Source organism: Bacillus sp. PK6-013 (genome assembly GCF_054161445.1).
The window spans coordinates 1,679,828-1,693,852 of record NZ_CP096417.1 but is presented as its reverse complement, the minus strand read 5'-3'; the positions used below and the strand labels follow the sequence as shown (position 1 = coordinate 1,693,852).

General features: G+C 46.0%; 13 protein-coding genes. 1 reads left to right on the top strand and 12 read right to left on the bottom strand.

Annotated features, from left to right (window positions below):
* Positions 1–24: 24 nt before the first annotated feature.
* Positions 25–2,091 carry a sigma-54 interaction domain-containing protein gene (locus M1E03_RS08705; protein ID WP_103749551.1) on the bottom strand — a complete coding sequence of 689 codons (2,067 nt, stop codon included), beginning with the start codon at positions 2,089–2,091 and terminating at the stop codon, positions 25–27.
* A gap of 153 nt (positions 2,092–2,244) precedes the next feature.
* Between M1E03_RS08705 and M1E03_RS08700 the strand changes: the two genes are divergently transcribed.
* The gene (locus M1E03_RS08700; protein WP_075213165.1) at positions 2,245–2,499 is read left to right on the top strand and encodes a DUF2627 domain-containing protein; all 255 of its coding nucleotides are present in this window, start codon (positions 2,245–2,247) and stop codon (positions 2,497–2,499) included.
* Between the two features lie 110 nt (positions 2,500–2,609).
* On the opposite strand, the gene M1E03_RS08695 is transcribed toward M1E03_RS08700, so the two are convergent.
* The 11 genes from M1E03_RS08695 to dxs form a co-directional block, all read right to left on the bottom strand.
* A complete protein-coding gene (locus M1E03_RS08695; RefSeq protein ID WP_075213166.1) occupies positions 2,610–3,335 on the bottom strand; it encodes a glycerophosphodiester phosphodiesterase in 726 nt (241 codons plus the stop codon).
* Between the two features lie 134 nt (positions 3,336–3,469).
* Positions 3,470–4,090: an N-acetylmuramoyl-L-alanine amidase family protein gene (locus M1E03_RS08690; protein WP_020452123.1), complete on the bottom strand. Its 621-nt coding sequence runs from the start codon at positions 4,088–4,090 to the stop codon at positions 3,470–3,472.
* 35 nt (positions 4,091–4,125) lie between these two features.
* On the bottom strand, positions 4,126–4,431 hold the full coding sequence (locus M1E03_RS08685; protein WP_025811172.1) for a membrane lipoprotein lipid attachment site-containing protein: 306 nt from the start codon (positions 4,429–4,431) through the stop codon (positions 4,126–4,128).
* A gap of 499 nt (positions 4,432–4,930) precedes the next feature.
* Positions 4,931–5,500: a serine O-acetyltransferase gene (locus tag M1E03_RS08680; RefSeq protein ID WP_020452125.1), complete on the bottom strand. Its 570-nt coding sequence runs from the start codon at positions 5,498–5,500 to the stop codon at positions 4,931–4,933.
* A gap of 129 nt (positions 5,501–5,629) precedes the next feature.
* Complete coding sequence (locus tag M1E03_RS08675) at positions 5,630–5,926, bottom strand: antimicrobial peptide LCI (RefSeq protein WP_020452126.1); 297 nt, start codon at positions 5,924–5,926, stop codon at positions 5,630–5,632.
* A gap of 341 nt (positions 5,927–6,267) precedes the next feature.
* A complete protein-coding gene (gene spo0A, locus M1E03_RS08670; protein WP_003183361.1) occupies positions 6,268–7,068 on the bottom strand; it encodes a sporulation transcription factor Spo0A in 801 nt (266 codons plus the stop codon).
* A 289-nt stretch (positions 7,069–7,357) separates the two neighbouring features.
* Positions 7,358–8,674 carry a SpoIVB peptidase gene (spoIVB, locus tag M1E03_RS08665; RefSeq protein WP_043054395.1) on the bottom strand — a complete coding sequence of 439 codons (1,317 nt, stop codon included), beginning with the start codon at positions 8,672–8,674 and terminating at the stop codon, positions 7,358–7,360.
* Between the two features lie 148 nt (positions 8,675–8,822).
* Positions 8,823–10,553 (bottom strand): DNA repair protein RecN, encoded by a 1,731-nt coding sequence (recN, locus tag M1E03_RS08660; protein WP_020452128.1) that lies wholly within the window; start codon positions 10,551–10,553, stop codon positions 8,823–8,825.
* 31 nt (positions 10,554–10,584) lie between these two features.
* Positions 10,585–11,034, bottom strand: a complete 450-nt coding sequence (gene ahrC, locus M1E03_RS08655) for a transcriptional regulator AhrC/ArgR (protein WP_020452129.1) — start codon at positions 11,032–11,034, stop codon at positions 10,585–10,587.
* A 163-nt stretch (positions 11,035–11,197) separates the two neighbouring features.
* On the bottom strand, positions 11,198–12,043 hold the full coding sequence (locus M1E03_RS08650; RefSeq protein WP_020452130.1) for a TlyA family RNA methyltransferase: 846 nt from the start codon (positions 12,041–12,043) through the stop codon (positions 11,198–11,200).
* Positions 12,040–13,941: a 1-deoxy-D-xylulose-5-phosphate synthase gene (dxs, locus tag M1E03_RS08645; protein ID WP_023855166.1), complete on the bottom strand. Its 1,902-nt coding sequence runs from the start codon at positions 13,939–13,941 to the stop codon at positions 12,040–12,042. Before dxs ends, M1E03_RS08650 begins: the two co-directional genes overlap by 4 nt.
* Positions 13,942–14,025: the final 84 nt, after the last annotated feature.

Here is a 14,025-nt window from a genome sequence, read left to right as displayed (position 1 = left end):
ATGATTTTGCACTCGTTTTGCAATTTATTGCATGCTATCTTTTGCAAGATTGTATTTATCCATTTTGTAATAGAGATTGCGGATACTGATTCCAAGCGCTTTCGCCGTTTTCGTTCTGTTGTATTGATGCTTTTCAAGCGTTTCTTTTATGACATGAGCTTCAAACCGTTCAACCGCATCAGACAGCTTTTCCTCTTCAATCTCAGGGAAAGCTGCTCCGGCTTCCACCTTTTTTTTCGGACGGTCTGCTTCAGGCAGGTGTTCGAGATCAATCCATTCCATTTGCGGTTTTAAAAAGATCATCGCCCGCTCAAGGACATTTTCAAGCTCTCTGACATTCCCCGGCCACTTCCGTGCTTTTAACGATTTGAGTGCGTTTTTCGTGAGCCCCTTTACATTGCGTCCGTATTCTTGATTGATCTTCCCAATCAAATGCCTGCTCAAGGCTTCGATATCCTCTTTCCGCTGCCTGAGCGGCGGAATTGATATCGGATAGCGATTGATCCGGTAGTACAAGTCTTCGCGAAACCTGCCCTCAGCGAGCGCTTTTTCAATATTGACGTTTGTCGCTGCGATGACCCGGACGTTCACAGAAATCGGTTTGGTCCCGCCGACTCTGACAATTTCTTTTTCCTGAAGAACGCGGAGGAGCTTCGCTTGTGTGTTTTGCGTGAGCTCTCCGATTTCATCCAAGAAAATGCTGCCGTTGTTCGCCTCTTCAAAAAATCCTTTTTTGCCGCCGCGGCGCGCGCCTGAAAAAGCGCCTTCTTCATAGCCGAACAGCTCTGATTCAAGCAGTGATTCCGAAATGGCCGCACAATTGACGCGAACAAACTTATTATACTTTCGGTCACTTTCGTTATGTATGGCATGGGCAAAAAGCTCTTTCCCCGTTCCCGATTCGCCTCTCAGCAAAATCGTCGCAGGCGTCTTCGCCCCCAATTTCGCCTGTTCCAGCGCGACGAGCATCTGCTCGCTTGAACCGATGATGTCGGCAAATGTATATTTCGCCTCGAGTGTACGGATAATCTGGCGCGCTCTGTTCAGCTCGTTTGTGAGCGATTGAATTTCAGATACATCGTGAATAACGCCGACGCTCCCTTTTAAAATACCGTCAACGATAATCGGCGCGACATTGACGATCACTTCTTTTTTATTGGGGCCGACTTTCATTCTGACCCCTCTGACAGGGCGCCTCGTTTCAAGCACTTTCAAATGCATGCTTTCACCTTCGGATATGTCGGTATTGGCCGGCTTCCCGATCACCTGGTCTTTTGTCAGGCCCGTCATCTTTGTATACGCCCTGTTGATCATCATCCCGTTTCCGTTTTCATCAACGACCGATATCGCTTCATCCGAAGATTGAATGATCGCTTCAAGCATCGTTCTGACTTCCTTCAGGTTGGTCACCTCTTCAGCCAGCTCGACCGCATCGGTAATGTCCTTAAATATGCTAAGCGCCCCGAGCAGCGTCCCTCCGTCATCGATAATCGGAATTCTGGTCGTGACGATCTGCCTGTTCGGATGGAGAAATTGTTTTTGATGATACTCAGGCTCTCTCGTATTGAGAATGCGCGGCAGCTTCGTCGTCGGGATCACGCTTTGAATATGCTGGCCGATCGCTTCAGTGCGCTTTGTCCCGGTCATCACTTCCGCCATTTTGTTAAACAAAATGATCTCTTCGTTAATGTCGATAAAAATCATGCCGTCATTCATAGAGTTGAAAATACGGTCGTGTTTATACGTCTGCTCTTTTAACATTTGGATGAGCTGCTGCTTTTCGTTCATCAGCTGAGAGATGATATAAGCGAGCGATCCCGGCACCACGATCGTACTGTCGTACTTTTTTCGCATCAGTTGCTTTAATACGCCGGCGTCTCCGGTCGTTTCAATGATGATATCGATCAGTTCTGTGATGTACGGTGCCCAATCGAGCGCCGTTTCGATATCGTTTTTTTGCGCGATGAAAAGCCCGGGAGCTTCCGGATTTTTATCGATGACCGCCTCGATATGCATCGTCTTTGTTTTCAGCAGCACATCCAAGAGAGCGGTCCCCCCTTTTCCAGCACCAACGATCAGTACTTTTTGCATCATCCCTTTACCCCTTTGTATGAAAAATTTTGCACACTATCACGTTCACTTGCAACAATTTGCACAACATCTATGTTATCATGTTTTCCTTTCTTGACAAACTTTTTTTTCAAATAGACAATAAAGGTAAATCTTTGGTAAGGGGATTCGTGTATGGGGAGAATGATCGCACTGCTCGTTTTGCTGATACCGGGAGGCCTGGCTGCTCTCGGAATTAAATTGATGCGCGACACTGTTTTCGGCGTTTTGATCAGCCCGTTTCAGATCCTTTGGCTTCAGGGGCTGGCGGGGTTCATATGCTTCGCAGGCGGCCTTTATTTATTAGGCGGATTTATTCTATACAGAGACAGAAAACGCAACCAAGTAAGCCCCCGCTTCAGAAAAAAGCAGAGCAGCCGCGAGGTGTGATCTCTGCGAACGGAAAGCAAAAAGCCGCAGATATTGTCTGCGGCTTTCAGATTGTTGACAAAATCCCAAAACGACTTTTAGTTTTGGGATTTTGTAATCCTTTCAGCGTGTCACATCTCGGCTTTTATTTTTAACGCTTTTTCGGGAAAATCGGTGAAGAAACCGTCAATTCCTTCAGCAATCAGCTTTTTCATCTCCTCTTCACGGTTGATGGTGAACGGCCGGACCGCTTTTTGTTTCAAATGGGCGTTTTTGATCATGTCAACCGACATTGAACGGCGATACGGATGAAATCCTGTAGCCGGAATCATTTCAATGTACTCCTCCGGCTTGTAGATGACATCCATGTAAAGCGCGGCCAACTCGATACTTGGATTCAGTCTGCTGCATAACGCAAGGCTTTCATGATTGAATGATGAAAGAATGATCCGGTCTTGAAGGCCGTACGCTTCAATCATCGACATCACCTTTTCTTCCATTCCTTCATAACGGATAATGCTGTTTTTCAATTCCACATTGAGAAGAAATTCAGCATCTGCCGCCCACTCAAACACTTCTTCAAGGGTCGGTACCGGGACAGATCCGGTTTTTTCGGAAAAACGGTGGCTTGCGTCTCCGCGCTTGATCTCCGCATATGTAAGATCCTTTACATATCCTTTCAGCGAAGTCGTCCTGTCAAGCTTTTCATCATGTATTACAACAAGACGTCCGTCTTTTGCCATTTGTACATCCAATTCGATGCCGTCTGCACCGATGGCCGCCGCCTGCTTAAACGCCTCCATTGTATTTTCGGGAAAAGTGCCTGAAGCTCCTCGGTGTGCAAATATTTTCGTCATTTCTGGTTCACCTCTACAAGAATTGCAAGTTTATATCCCATTATGAAGGTCTTACTGTTTTCTTTCCACACATAAGGCCTTTTTTAACATAAACATAACACAAGAACCCCGGTCTTATACCGGGGCCCCTATTGTTATTCGTAATAAGCTGTGACAGCGTCAGCAATCGCGTCTGCCGCTTTTTCCTGATATTCCGGACTTTCGAGTTTAGCTGCATCAGTTTTGTTCGTGATAAAGCCGAGTTCGACTAAAACACTCGGCATTTGAGAATTTTTGATGACATAAAACCCTGATTCTTTTACACCTCTGTCCCGAGTGCCAAGCGCATCCGGAAGGCGTTCTTGAATGTTAGACGCCAGGCGTTCGCTGTCAGCGGCTTGATAGGCAGAATCGAAGTATGTTTCTGTACCTGACGCTTCAGGGACGGCCGAGTTTGCATGAATGCTGATCAGCAAGTCCGAAGCGTGCTTGCTCGCTTTGGCCACCCGGTCTTCCAGTGTCAAAAACGTATCATCCGTTCTTGAGGCGACTGTGGCAGCTCCCTCTTCTTTCAGTTTTTCATCAACCAGCTTTGCCACTTCAAGATTGACATCTTTCTCAAGCAGCCCGTTTCCGACCGCGCCGCTGTCTTCGCCCCCGTGACCTGCGTCAACATATACCGTCTTACCGGAAAGCGGCTCAGCTGCAAAAGCAGCTGGAAAAACCGCAATAAACGAAAACAGCAGCAAAACTAAACTCCTCATTAACAGTTTCACGATTAGTTCCTCCTACAATCCCTTTTTGCAAACGATCATTCTTTCTCTTTCATATCTTCAAGCTGTAATGTTCCGTCCTCTGTTTTCGTGTACTTCACTTCCACCTTTGTATCATCCTTGATCCCCTTATATTTATCCCGTTTTTCGGGAGGGACCTGAAACGTCGTTTCTTTACCGTCAATATTGACGGCGACGGTATGCTGATCCGCCAAACCGACAAAGGTGCCTTCTTTCACAAACGTTTCCCCGCCTGTTCCTTTTCGGATCTCATTATGTTGCGTTGTCCCGCAGCCTGCCAATAGCAGCATAGCGAACAAAACAAGGATGACTCCTTTTTTCATGTCGACCACCTCGTCCGCTGAATTTTTTACTCCCCGTACCTTATCTTTAATACCCGGCGGCTGTAAAGCAGGCCACTCCAGCAGATATTCGTCCGATTTACCCGTCCAACGCCCCAGGGATTTCCGAATTGTTAGAAGCCATCCGCTCAAAAACGTCTGTGAAAAACGGTCTACCCAAGGCGAAAAATGGTTGTCATCTGGAAGAAATCAGATCTATTTCATCATTTTTATTTTTTTGTATAAAAAAACGTCTTTTTTCATAAGAAAAAAGACGTTTCATGCGGCTTTCGCTTTATATGATTCAGTCTATGACGCCAATGCACCGGGCGTGAGACAAACTTTGAAAAATAGACGGATACACCGAAAGCTGGCTGCGTGCTATGTGGCTTTTATCAGAACTTGCAGGAATGCATTTTTTAAAGCCCGGCTGCTTCATGACAACATTTAGTCCTTCATAGCGGATGATTTAGCAGCGCTGCTCCTTCCGCAGTTCTCATGCCTATATTTGCTGCTGCAGAGCCTGCTTCCGGTCCATTGTTGACGGCGCCTCTTTAATTTTTTTGGCAGGCACACCGGCTATTGTAATGTTTTCCTCAGTGAAAGATTTGTTGACTACGGCGTTTGCGCCAATCGAAATGCCGTCGGCAATGTGAATGCTGCCAAAGAGCTTTGCTCCAGGCCCGATCCAGACATTGTCTCCGATTGTTGGAACATCGTGGTGAGCGTGATTTTGACCGATGTTAACTCCTTGATGAATGTCACAGTTTGCACCTATTTTTGCATTGCTGTTTACGATGAGCAATCCGTAATGGTTGATCCTCAACCCCGGACCGAAAACATTCACCGGGATGTCAAATCCGAGCTTCAATCCTCTCTTTTTATGCAGATACCGGTAAACATGCTTGAACACCTTGGAGTTGGCATTTGAGTAATATTCATGTTTGCGCAAGGCTATCTGATACTTCCAAATATCATCGCCAAACCATTTAGGCCTTTTTCGACTTGAGATTCCTAACGCTTTCTTGTCTTGTTCGAGATAATAGCGAAGATCTGTTTTCGTAAAGATCATCATACCACCTGCTTATTTCATACTTTTAACTCGAGATTGGCTTTTTCGAAAGGTTTTACATTCTCCGCCATCTATTTCCGTGAAATTACTAAAAGGAAAACAAAAAAAGGGGGAGCCCCCCTTTTTTGTTCATCCTTCGTAAAAACCAACCCAAGTGTTAAAAACATTACTGTAAAATTTCCCTTTGAAATACCATGTTCCATCGCTATCAGAAAATTTGTTACTGAAAACTCCTGAAGAAGATTTTACACATTTTGATGATTTGCTGCTTTTGAATGAGCTTGGCAAGTCACTTGGACAATTGATGTATTGAGCAGTCGGATGTGCAATCACCTCAGATGAATGCGGTGCAGCAAATACCGGCGCTGTAGAAATAAGTAAACCAACAGCCAGAGTCGTACCAGTTAATAATTTATTGACTTTCATTTTAAAACAACTCCTTTTCCATTTATTTCATTTCGATTTCATCATATAACAAACAGGCATGTCTAAAAAGTGCACAAATTACAATATTTTGGTATTTTTTGATGAGCTGTTAGGCTGACTTTACACAATACACACCGTGCTGAAACACAAACAGTACATTTAAGAGCAAAAAAACAGCCTCGTTTATAAAAACGAGACCTTCAAATACTGTATGAAACCCTTCGGATCGCAATTCATCGCAATAAGGGCGAAAAATTCATCGGAATTACGATAAACTATTCGTTAGAAAAAGGTCGGCAATTCAACGGTAAATCTTCGTCAAAACCGCGCCATGTCAACGTTTAAGAAGCCTTATGCTCCAGTCTCAGCTTGTCTGCGACCATCGCGATGAATTCTGAATTCGTCGGCTTGGCTTTTGACATGCTGACTGTGTAGCCGAAAAGTGACGAAATCGAGTCGATGTTGCCTCTGCTCCATGCGACTTCGATGGCGTGGCGAATCGCCCGTTCGACTCGGCTTGCAGTCGTGTTGAATTTTTTGGCGATATCCGGATAAAGCACTTTTGTAATGCTTCCGAGCAGTTCGATGTCGTTATACACCATGGAGATGGCTTCCCTTAAGTATAAATAGCCTTTTATATGAGCGGGCACGCCGATTTCGTGGATGATGGTCGTGATGCTGGCGTCCAGGTTTTTCTTCGGCGATTCCGGCTGCGGCCGAAGCACACTGCTTTGAGAAGACGGGGCACGGTGTGTCAATTGAGATCCGTTTCCGCTGACCTGGCGGATATGGCCGACTAAGTTCTCCATGTCAAAAGGCTTCAAAATAAAATACGACGCGCCCAAATCTACAGCTTTTTTCGTCACGTCTTCCTGACCGAACGCCGTCAGCATGATGACATTCGGCTGCTTTTTAAGCTGCGATTCCCTCAGCCTTTCAAGAACGGCCAATCCATCGAGGTGAGGCATGATAATATCCAGCACAAGCACATCGGGCTCCTTGTCTTTAAACAACGAAAGGCATTCCTGTCCGTTGTACGCGACACCAAGTACTTCCATGTCGCTTTGTCCCTCGATATATTCGCTTAATAGGCCGACAAGCTCCCTGTTATCATCAGCAACACATACTTTAATTTTCTCCACGTTTCTTCCTCCCCAATGTGTATGTTGATAAATTTCATCATTCTTTTTCTAATATGTTTAATTCGACAGCACCACTTTATTCCCTTTTTTTAAAAAGGATTTTTCCAATAATAGTGGTATCTCTCGCTTTTTCTCTGTTTTTTTCTGATTTTCTCGATTTTTCGACTCGAAATGCGACTTGACAAACCGGGGAACGTGAATTTGTCGAAAAATCTTTTCTTCTTTCATTTTAACGCACAACGCGCAAGAAAAAAAGACGAAATCAAAAACTGCCGGAGGAATCCGGCAGTCAGCTTGCTTTTTCTTTTTTATAAATATCGATTCCCGCTTCAGACAGCATCCATTCAATATGCACGCCGTATCCGCTCGTCGGATCATTGACGAAAACGTGAGTTACGGCGCCAATGATCTTTCCGTTTTGGATGATCGGGCTTCCGCTCATCCCTTGAACGATGCCTCCTGTTTTGCTCAACAGCCTCGGGTCGGTAATTTTCAGCACCATCCCTTTTGTAGCCGGAAACTTCTGAGGTGTCGTACTGACGACCTGAATATCGAATTTCTCGACTTTGTCGTTTTCGATAACCGTTAAAATTTGGGCCGGGCCTTCTTTTACTTCATCTGAAAATGCAATCGGAATGGCTTTGTCAGCGATGCGGTTTTTGATTGACTCGTGAAGCGTCCCGAAGATCCCGAATGGACTGTTTCTGTTGATATCACCAATCACTTTTCGTTCTGATGCGAAACGGGCCAGTTTCTCTCCGGGATTTCCGCCTGTTCCTTTTTCAATCGAAGTGACGGTCGATTTCACGATTTGCCCTTTTTCAACAACGATCGGTTTTTTCGTATCCATGTCTGAAATGACGTGACCAAGCGCTCCGTATTTTTTCGATTTCGGCTCGAAAAAAGTCATTGTGCCGATTCCTGCGGCAGAGTCCCTGATATATAAGCCGATTCTGTATTTATCTTCAGCCTGGTCTTTTTTCGGAATGAGCTTCGTTTTGATTTCTTGTTTATCTCTTTTAATCGACAGATGTAAGGTTTCTCCTGTTTTCCCGGCCTTTTGAATAAAAGGGGTAATGTCATTCATTTTTTCGATTTTCGTGCCGTTGATTTCGGTGATAATGTCGCCTACCGCGATTCCGGCTGCTTCACCGGGCGATTTTTTGCCTTCAGAGGTATTGATTTGATGAAAACCTACGACCAATACGCCAACGGAGTGAAGCTTTACACCAATAGACTGCCCGCCGGGGACCACTTTCAAATCAGGCAGGACATTTACTTTCGTTTTTTTAACTGGGAATCCGGCAAAATCATAGACGAGTTCTGCCTTTCCATTCTTTTCACCTTTTATTTCTACTTCACTTTGATTTTCTTTCAGTGTGAATGCTTCCGATGATCCATCTTTCGAAGCACTGACGGATAAGCTCGTTTCAACCGCACGGGTACCCGTCTCAAAAATGTTCAAGTTTTTTGGGATTACAATGTATTCTTTCACCGGTTTGTAAAACCCTACACTTATTAAAGAAACAAGGAGAATCATACCCACAACTTTTCTGATTTTTTCAACATCCACCTTTTCACTCTCCTCGCACCTAACCCACACCATATAAAATTTCTTTCGCTACATTCATTACTTTTGCCTTTCGGACAGCGATTTATAACTGCGGACGGAAGAAAATCATTGGATAAAATGATAAGAATGAGTTTGTATAAGAAAATGCCGACAAAAAAATAAGCTGTTCAGGATGAACAGCTTATCCGGTAGTTTTAACAAGCTTAGCTTGGTTCAAAAGTTCTTTCGCATGGCGCTTCGTCAGATCCGTTACTTCGACTCCGGCGATCATCCGGCCGATTTCCGCTATTTTTTCCTGTTTTGTCAACGGCGTGACGCTTGTCGTCGTTCTCCCGTCTTTCGACTGTTTCGTAATCAAAAGATGGGTGTCAGCCATCGCGGCCACCTGCGGCAAGTGGGTAATGCATAAAACTTGAGAGCCGATCGAGACGCGGTGTATTTTTTCGGCGATCGCCTGCGCGACTCTGCCGCTTACACCCGTATCCACTTCATCGAAAATGATCGATGTAACATCCTGCTGAGCAGAGAAAATGCTTTTCATGGCCAGCATGATTCTTGACAGCTCTCCTCCAGATGCAACCTTTGACAAAGATTTGAGCGGTTCTCCCGTGTTTGTTGAGATTAGGAAATGGACGGTATCAATGCCGTGCTTTGTGAGCTGAACCGGCATACCGTTGACGACGGGTGCATCATCATCCCGTTCCGCTTTTTTCACCTGGAATTCCGTATCGAATGTCGATTTTTCCATATACAGATCTTTCAGTTCCTGCTGAATCTGTTTGGCCAGTTTTTTCGCCCATTTTTTTCTGATTTCGGACACATTGGCGGCTTCAATCGCCACATCCTTGCCGATTGATTCGAGGCGGGATTTTAATGCCTGCAAGTGGCTGTCCCGGTTTTCGATCCGGTCGATCTCTTCCTCTATCTTAGCCGAATAAGCTTGGATATCTTCGACAGTAGCGCCGTATTTGCGTTTCAGCTGTTTGATTTCGTTTAATCGCGATTCGATATAATCGAGGCGCTCGGGGTCGTATTCGAGTTCATCCAGCATATTTCTGATCTGAAAAGTTGAATCTTCGAGAATGTAGTATGCGTTGGCTACGGATTCAGATACTTTATTGAGCCCTTCATTGATGCCTGAGACGTTTTCAAGCTCGCTTGAAGCCATGCCGACCCAGTCAAGCCCAGCCTGCTCGTTGCGTAGCGCATTATAGGCATTTTGCAGAGCTTCGTATATTTTTTCGAAATTAGCGATTTGACGGCGCTCTTCCTGAAGAAGTTCGTCCTCTTTCGGCTCAAGGTTTGCAGATTCGATTTCATCAAGCTGAAACTGTATTAAATCGAGTCTGTGAGCCATTTCCTGTTCGCTTTCAGAAAGCTCTTTCACCTTTCTCATGACGTCCATGTAGCGGCTGTAAACTTCCTGATACGCTTTTAGAGCATGCTCGATTTCTTCTCCTGCAAACCTGTCCAGAAGCTGAAGATGGTGCTCATCCTCCATCAGCAGCTGATTGTCGTGCTGCCCGTGTATGTCAAGCAGCAGTCTGCCGACTTCCCGCAAAGCGGCAATGGTGACAAGTTTTCCATTGACGCGGCAGATGCTCTTGCCGTTTGCGTTAATATCTCTCCTCATGACGATCATGTCATCCGAGGCTTCAATCCCGAGTTCTGTGCACAAATCAAAAACCGGATGGCCGCTGTCAAGGAGGAAAAGCCCTTCCAATTCGGCTCTTTTTTCGCCATACCTGACATATTCGGACGAGCCGCGGCCTCCGACAAGCAAAGAGACGGCGTCGATGATGATCGATTTTCCGGCCCCGGTTTCACCGGTCAGAACCGTCAGCCCTTTTTCAAAAGAAACGGTTAATTCTTCGATAATGGCAAAGTTTTTGATCGATAATTCAGCTAACAAGCTTTCATGACACCTCTTTTCAGGCCTTCGTTTATAAAAGCTCCAATATTTTCTTCTGTACGATTTTGGTATCATCATGCGTCCGGCAGATGATCAAAATGGTATCATCTCCGCAGATCGTTCCCATGATTTCTTCCCAATCCAAATTGTCCATCAGCGCCCCGATCGCCTGCGCGTTGCCCGGCATTGTTTTTAAAACGATCAGATGGCTGGCTGAGTCGATTTTGACAAATGCGTCCATCAATGATCTTTTTAATTTGGAAAGGGGATTAAAGCGCTGATCAGCAGGCAGGCTGTATTTGTAGGAACCGTTGTTTGTCGGCACCTTGACCAAATGAAGCTCTTTAATGTCCCGCGAGACGGTGGCCTGCGTCACATTATAGCCGTCTTTCTTTAAAATATCGACAAGCTCATCCTGCGTTTCAATTTCATTAGCGGTGATAATCTCCCTGATTTTAATATGCCTTTGACCTTTGTTCATTTCACACCTCGTTTTATACACAAATTGTGTATGTTTATACATTTATGTTAAATGATTTTGTCGGAAAAGTACATGTTTGCAGTAAAAAAGGAATAATAGCCCACTATTATTCCTTTTTGCGTGCCGGCCACCCTCGCATTCGCCGTACGACTCTCAAGGGTTTTTAATCACGCGGATCCGTTTTTTTCGCTTTTAATGTCTTGTGAGCTTCTTCGACAATTTGATTGATCGTTTCTTCTGCTATCGGCGTGCCAGGTTGCTCTTCTCCGTCCCAATGCAAATGGAGAAGGAATTCGATGTTGCCGTCGCCGCCGGTAATCGGCGAAAACGAGACGTTTCTGCAGTCATATCCTTCCCGAGCCGCAAACCGGCTGATGTCATCAAGCACAGCTTGATGGACGAGGGGATCGCGGACGATCCCTTTTTTCCCAACGGATTCCCGCCCTGCTTCAAACTGCGGTTTTACGAGAGCGATGCAGTCGCTTCCCGGAACTAAAATGCTCTTAAGCACAGGCAGGATGATTTTCAGTGAGATAAAAGAGACATCGATCGTCGCGAACTCCGGCAGTCCTTCCGTAAAATCGGCAGGTGTGCAATACCGGAAATTCGTGCGTTCCATCACTACAACCCGCTCATCCTGTCTCAGCTTCCAGGCGAGCTGATTATACCCGACATCAACGGCATATGAGCGGAGAGCGCCGTTTTGCAGCGCGCAGTCTGTGAAGCCGCCGGTGGAAGAGCCGATGTCAATCATCAGCTTGCCTTGAACGGAAAGCTGAAACTCTTTTAATGCTTTTTCAAGTTTTAATCCGCCTCTTGAGACGTATTTTAACGGGTTTCCTTTAACGGTCAGCGGAATCGTGCGGTCGACCTTTTCGCCCGGCTTGTCCAGTCTGTTTTCATTCGTATAGACGATGCCGGCCATGATGGCTCTTTTCGCTTTTTCCCGCGTTTCCATTAACCCTCTTTCTACTAATAAAACGTCGAGCCGTTCTTTTTTTCCTGTCATGATCCAATTCCTTTATGAGTCTTTACGGGCGTCAATAGTCTTATTCGTCTGATGACGTCTTCTTTTGTCATTCCGATCTCTTCCAGAAGCTTGGCGACGCTGCCGTGTTCAATAAATTGATCAGGTATCCCCATTCTATCAATGATCGGGCTGTATGACTGATGTTCATGGGCATACTCAAGGATCGAGCTGCCGAATCCGCCTTGGAGCACAGCCTCTTCGATCGTTAAAATCGGAAGCCCTTCGTTCAGGATTTCCATCAGCATGTTTTCGTCAAGCGGCTTGATAAAACGGGCGTTAACCACTCTGACCGAACGTCCTTCTTTCTGCAGCTCCTCCGCGGCAGCAAGCGCCATCGGAATGGTGGTGCCGAATGTTAAAATGACCGCGTCTGTCCCGGGTCTCAGCACTTCCCACGTTCCGATCGGGATCGTTTTCAATTCTTTATCCATTTTGACGCCGAGTCCGTTTCCGCGCGGAAAGCGCATGGCAATCGGGCCGTCATCGTATTTGACAGCCGTGTTGACCATGTGCTGGCCTTCGTTTTCGTCTTTCGGCATCATGAGAACCAAATTCGGAATATGCCGTAAAAAAGCAATGTCAAACACGCCCTGGTGTGTTTCCCCATCAGCGCCGACTAGGCCCGCTCTGTCAATGCCGATAAATACATTTAGGTTTTGCCGGCAAATATCATGGACAACCTGGTCATAAGCGCGCTGAAGAAATGTCGAATAGATCGCGAGAAACGGCTTCATATTCTGAGTCGCGAGACCAGCCGCCATCGTTGCCGCATGCTGTTCCGCAATGCCGACATCAAACATGCGCTCCGGAAACTCGCTCGCAAACCCTTCAAGTTTTGAACCGACAGGCATGGCCGGAGTAATGGCTACAATCCTTTCATCCTCGCGGGCAAGCTTCCTGACCGTTTCGCTTACGAGCGCGCTCCATGATGGCGCAGCGGCTTTCGGCTTAACAAAATCACCGGTATCGATTTTATATGGGCCGGTTCCGTGCCATGTGCCGGTTTTATCGGTTTCCGCAGGCTTATAGCCTTTTCCTTTTTTCGTAATAACGTGGAGGAGTACCGGGCCTTTCGTCTTTTTCGCATACTGCATGTTTTCAAACAGTTCATCATAGGAATGACCGTCTACAGGCCCTAAATACGTAAATCCGAGCTCTTCAAAGAACATCCCGGATACCAGCAGGTATTTCAGGCTGTCTTTGATCCGCTCGGCTGTAGCGGCAAGCTTCCCGCCAACAGCAGGAATCCGCTTGAACAAATACTCAAGCTCATCTTTGACCCATTGGTATTTTCCGGCTGTGCGCAGCCTTCCGAGCATGGAATGAATCGCTCCGACGTTTGGAGCGATGCTCATTTCGTTGTCATTCAAAATGACAATCATGTCTTTTTGCTCATGGCCTATATGGTTAAGCGCTTCAAGAGCCATGCCGCCGGTCAGTGCACCGTCTCCGATGATCGGGATGATATATTCGTTTGTCCCTTTCAAGTCTCTCGCAGCTGCCATCCCCATCGCACCGGAGAGAGAAGTCGAACTGTGGCCCGTTTCCCAGACATCATGTTCGCTTTCATTCCGCTTTGGAAAACCGCACAGTCCTTTATGCTGACGCAAGGTGGCGAAGTCCTTTCCGCGGCCGGTCAGCAGTTTATGGACATACGATTGATGCCCCACATCCCACAAAAACTTATCTTTCGGGCTGTTAAATTCTTTATGCAATGCAATGGTAAGCTCGACAACGCCGAGATTCGGACCAATGTGCCCTCCGGATTCAGAAAGCGTTTCAATTAAAAAACGGCGAATTTCAGCGCTCAAGCTTTCCAGTTCTTGATTTGAAAGGTTCTTCAAAAATGCAGGGTCCTTTATCGATAACAGATCCAATCGGATCAACTCACTTTCAGCATGATTTCTGCAAGTATGCGCCTTGCTTCATTTTAAGTTTCAGCTTGAATTATTATATGACGA